Consider the following 2,433-nt stretch of genomic DNA (forward strand, 5'->3'; position numbering starts at 1 on the left):
GCCCCAGCAGCCCGCCGGGTACCCGGCCGCGCCGCACACGCCGCCCGGCGGCGCCCCCGCCGTCGGCTACCCGCCCCCGCCGCCCGAACGCGGCGAGGTCGGGTCCAAGACCGTCCAGACCGTGCTCCTGAGCCTCGGCGGGCTCCTCGTCGCGGCCGCGCTCATCATCTTCACCGCCGTCGCCTGGCGCAACATGGGCAACGGCGGCCGCGCCGCGGTCCTCAGCCTCGTCACCCTCCTGCTCCTGGCGATCCCCTTCCCGTTCAAGCGGTTCAAGCTCTGGGCCACCGCCGAGACGTTCGCCGCGCTCGGCGCGATCGCCCTGTGGTGCACCACCCTCGCGGGCTACTACCTGTACCGGCCGCCGGGCACCGAGTTCGGGCCCGACTCCGTCGGCGCCTGGACCGCCGGCGTGCTCGCCGTCCTCGCCGCCTACCGCGGCGCGGCCCGGCTCACCGCCACCAGCTGGGCGCTCCTGCCGCTCGCCGCGATCGGCGCGGGCTACTCGGCCGCCAGCGACCTCGGCCTCGCCGTGGTCCTCCTGCTCGCCATCGCCCTCGCGCTCGCCATCGGCGCGTGGCTGACCGCCCGCTACCCGGGACGTTACGAGCGCTCCGACCTGTGGGCCTCCCGCTTCCTCACCTGCGCCGCCGTGGTCGCCGCCTGCTCGGCGGGCCTGCGGGCCGCGTTCGGCCTCGACGACCCGGTCGTCCAGCCCGTCGCCGCCGCCGTCGCGCTCGTCGCGGCCGCGAACCTCGTCGGCGTCGGCTTCGCCAAGCGCCTGCGCGTCTCCCTCACCTCGATGCTCATCGTCGCCTCCGCGGCCGGGTCGCTCGTGCTGTGCGCGTGGACGCTCGCCGTCCGGTCGGGCTCGGCCGAGCTGATCGTCCCCTCGGTCGCGCTGTTCGCGGCCGCGGTGACCCTGTTCGCCGCCATGGCGACCCGCGTGGACACGTGGGGCTTCGCGAACGCGCTGGGCGCCGGGCTCGCCTCGCTCGCGGTGTTCGCCACGGTCGCATTCGACGCGCCCGATCTGAGCGCCTACTTCGTCGCGTTCCTCGCCGCCCGCCTGGTCGCCCCGCTCATCGGGGACCCGCTCGGCGGCCCGCTGCGGATCGCGTCGTACCTGATCGCAGGCGGGACCGCGGTCGCGGCCTCGCTGTTCACGCTCGGCGGCATCACCGTCCTCTTCGGCGCCTCGCCGGCCGGGGCCTTCACGTGGGAGATCCCGATCGTCCTGGTGGCCCTGGCGTTCGCGGCCGTGCTGCTGCCGGTCCGGTTCCGCGTCCAGGGGGCGGCGCTCGCCACGACGTTCGCGGTCGTCTCCGCGTCGGTCCTGCTGTGGTACTCCGACCCCGACCGCTGGGACGCGATCCCGTTCACCGGGTTCGTGCTGTGCGCCGTCATCGGCCTCGTCACGGCCCTCGCGTCGCGGACGCTCGCGGGCCGGTGCGCGGGCTGGGTCTCGCTCGCCGTGTGGGCGCCCATCGCGGCCCTCGCCGCCTCCAACTCCTCCACCGTGGACCCCGGTTCGGGCTGGATCCCGTTCTGGCTCACCGTGGCCGCCGCGGCGATGCTCGTCGTCGCCGCGGGCGCGCCGCGGCGCAGCCGCCCCGACCGGGTCCTCGCGTCGGTGCTCGCGCACATCGTCGCCGGCATCGCCGTCGTCAGCGGCATCTACACGTGGATCGAAGCGGTCTGGGACGGCACGGACGGCCGGTTCTTCATGCCCGCCCAGTTCGGGATCTACACGCTCGCCCTGGCCGGGACCGCGATCATGGTGCCGGTCCGCAAGTGGGGCTACATCAACGCGGCCCTCGCGACCGGCACCGCCGGCTGGTGGCTGCTGCTGGCCGCGCAGGAGGTGGACACGGTCGAGTTCTTCACCGCGCCGCCCGCCGCCGTCCTGTTCCTCATCGGACTGTGGCGCCTGGAGCGGCGGCCGCAGTCGGGGTCCTGGTCAACGCTCGCGCTGCCGATCGTCATCGGTATGGGCCCGAGCCTGCTCCTGGCGCTCGGCGACGGTGAACCCGCACGCCGCGTGGGCGTCGGCGCGGCCGCGATCGCCGTGATCATCGCCGGGCTCGGGCGCCGCTGGCAGGCGCCGCTCGTGCTCGGGTCGGTCGCGCTGCTGGTGCTCACCATCAACGAGCTGACGCTCGTGTGGGACTACATCCCGGTGTGGATCCCGCCGGCCATCGGCGGCGCCGTCCTCATCGGCGCGGGCGCGACCTTCGAGAAGCGCCGCCGCGACATCGCCCGGATCAGGGACGGCCTGAAAGCGATGCGCTAAAGCTGCAACCGTTCGGCGCCTCGCGGCGTCTTAAGTGATAGCACCGGGCGCGGCGGACCCAACAGGTCCGCCGCGCCGCTTTGCGTCCCGCGAACAACGCGGGCGCAGTAGTACGTCACATGTCACGCGTGACATGGTGC

At 74.5% G+C, this 2,433-nt stretch carries 1 protein-coding gene; it reads left to right on the top strand.

Features of this window, described 5'->3' with window-relative positions:
• Positions 1 to 2,293, top strand: a 2,293-nt coding sequence (locus tag DI269_RS02610; RefSeq protein ID WP_157974723.1) for an SCO7613 C-terminal domain-containing membrane protein, incomplete at its 5' end; no start/stop codon positions are given.
• Positions 2,294 to 2,433 lie beyond the last annotated feature (140 nt).

The organism is Glycomyces dulcitolivorans (assembly GCF_003265355.1).
GTDB classification, from domain to species: domain Bacteria; phylum Actinomycetota; class Actinomycetes; order Mycobacteriales; family Micromonosporaceae; genus Glycomyces; species Glycomyces dulcitolivorans.